Genomic DNA, 2,290 nt, shown 5'->3' with positions numbered 1-2,290 from the left:
GCCGCCAACTACACCCAAAGTTCTGAGGATATTGGTTGCCATCGGGAAACTGCCGCAGCGGACACATTGAAGCGGGTTTGGGGACTGCACCGGGTGGTAACATTTGTTGTCATCCTTATCGACCGTTCGCCCGGTATATCGCATGCCAGACAGTTTCGACCAGCTTGCCGCCCTGATCCGGGCGCGCTTCTCCGAACTGAGTCCACAGTTCCAGATGGGAGCAGGGTTCCTGCTCGATCATCCCGACGAAGTCGCGGTCTCGTCGATGCGTAAAGTAGCCGAGCGGGCGCAGGTGCAACCGGCTTCGCTGGTGCGCCTGTCGCAACAATTGGGTTTTCCCGGCTGGAACGAATTACGCAACCTGTTCGTCGCGCGCGTGCGCACGCGGCCCGAGCCGCTCACCAGCCGCGCCCGTTCGCTCGTCAAATCGAAAGATGCGCTGGCCCACGACCTGCTGGCCGCGCAACAACACAATCTGGAAGTCACTGCCGCGCACAACGGTCGCATGATCGTGGAAGCGGCGCGTCTGTTGCGGCGCGCGTCGCATGTGCATGTCGCGGGCTTTCGCTCCTGTTATGCGGTAGCGTTCGGGCTTATCTACGGCTACCGGCTGTTCCGTCCGTCCGTGTCGCTGCTCAACGGCGAAGCCGGCACGCTCGAGATGCAACTGCGCACGATCGAACGTGATAGCGCGACCATCGTCATCAGTTTTGCGCCGTATTCAGTCGAAGCGGCGCGCGTGGCCGAAGCAGCGCTGGAAAAGGGCAGCAAGCTGATCGCGATCACAGACAGCGCGGTCTCGCCGATCGCGTTGAACGCCGACAAGGTGCTGATTTTTTCGCACGAAAGCCCCTCTTTCTTTCCTTCGCTGGTGGCGGCTACGGCGATTTCCGAATCACTCGTCGCGCATCTGCTCGCGCTGGAAGGGGCGGGTGCTGTCGAGCAACTCGGCATCGCCGAGCAATCGTTGCATGACAAGGGCGCGTACGTGCCTTGATGTGCTTCGTCTGAGTCTGGCAGATATCTGCCCTGGGGCGCAAACGCTCCGTCTGCTTCGCCGTCACACTGTTTGACAACAAATGTTGTATTGACGTATAAATACGTACCGATTGTTGAGTGGGTGTGCGTCGTGGCGTCGAAGCAGGATTTGAGTCTTTTTCAGGTGAGCGGTGAGCCGTATGACATAGGCTACAGGCTGGGCGAACTCGCCAGGCCGGTATTCACCAACTATACGTTACCGATTCTTCGCGTGACCGGCAGGCGCGCGTCGACCATCTGTTGAGCACGCTCGCCAGTCCAATCAAGCCGGCCGCGTTGCTCGACGTGTTGCAGGATCGCGCGCCTTCGGGCCTGCCAATCTACCGCGATGATCCGCTCGATCCCGACGACGAAAACACGCTTGCCACCGCGCTTTTCGAAATCGGTCGCGCTGACGTCTCCATGAAAGTTTATCGACAGGGGCAATGCGCGTTCGATACCGTCATCGCACGCATATCGCCTGCGCAGATCGGCGCCTGAGCAGCCGTCGCAAATAGAAAGGAAAGTGAAACCATGTCCACTGTATTCCATCGCTCGCCGAAGCAATCGCTACCGGTGGCTGTTGCCGGTGACGGCATCGAAATCATCGACTCCACCGGCAAGCGCTATATCGACGCCTCGGGCGGCGCAGCCGTTTCGTGCCTCGGCCACAGCAATCAGCGCGTAATCGACGCGATCAAACGGCAGTCGCAGCAATTGCCGTATGCGCACACGTCGTTCTTCACGACCCAGGCCGCCGAGGAACTTGCCGACCGTCTCGTGGCGAACGCGCCGCACGGGCTCGAACACGTGTACTTCGTGTCGGGCGGCTCGGAAGCGATCGAGGCGGCGCTGAAACTGGCGCGGCAGTATTTCGTCGAGAAGGGCGAGTTGCAGCGCCGTCATTTCATTGCACGGCGCCAGAGCTATCACGGCAACACATTGGGGGCGCTGGCGATCGGTGGCAATGCGTGGCGGCGCGAGCCGTTTCTGCCGATCCTGATCGAAGCGCATCACGTGAGCCCCTGTTATGCGTATCGCGAGCAGCGCGCCGACGAATCCGAAGAGCAATTCGCACAGCGTCTCGCGGACGAACTCGAACAGAAGATTCTTGAACTCGGTGCCGACACGGTGGCCGCATTCGTCGCGGAAACAGTGGTGGGCGCAACGGCCGGCGCCGTGCCGCCGGTGCGCGAGTATTTCTGCAAGATTCGCGCGGTGTGCGATCGCTATGGTGTGCTGCTGATCCTCGACGAGATCATGTCGGGCATGG

3 protein-coding genes are annotated in these 2,290 nt (G+C 60.7%); all 3 read left to right on the top strand.

The window, feature by feature from the left end:
• Nucleotides 1-142 precede the first annotated feature (142 nt).
• Nucleotides 143-997 (top strand): MurR/RpiR family transcriptional regulator, encoded by an 855-nt coding sequence (locus VFE81_RS09115; RefSeq protein ID WP_325044279.1) that lies wholly within the window; start codon nt 143-145, stop codon nt 995-997.
• Between the two features lie 221 nt (nt 998-1,218).
• Nucleotides 1,219-1,518 carry a carcinine hydrolase/isopenicillin-N N-acyltransferase family protein gene (locus VFE81_RS09110; protein ID WP_414695568.1) on the top strand — a complete coding sequence of 100 codons (300 nt, stop codon included), beginning with the start codon at nt 1,219-1,221 and terminating at the stop codon, nt 1,516-1,518.
• A 33-nt stretch (nt 1,519-1,551) separates the two neighbouring features.
• Nucleotides 1,552-2,290: aminotransferase class III-fold pyridoxal phosphate-dependent enzyme (locus VFE81_RS09105; protein ID WP_325044278.1), on the top strand; the 739-nt coding region annotated here is incomplete at its 3' end.

Origin of the sequence: Paraburkholderia sp., from assembly GCF_035656215.1 — a bacterium.
In the GTDB taxonomy this organism is placed as follows: domain Bacteria; phylum Pseudomonadota; class Gammaproteobacteria; order Burkholderiales; family Burkholderiaceae; genus Paraburkholderia.
Note: the sequence above shows the minus strand (reverse complement) of the source record. Positions and strands in the feature narration are given on the sequence as shown.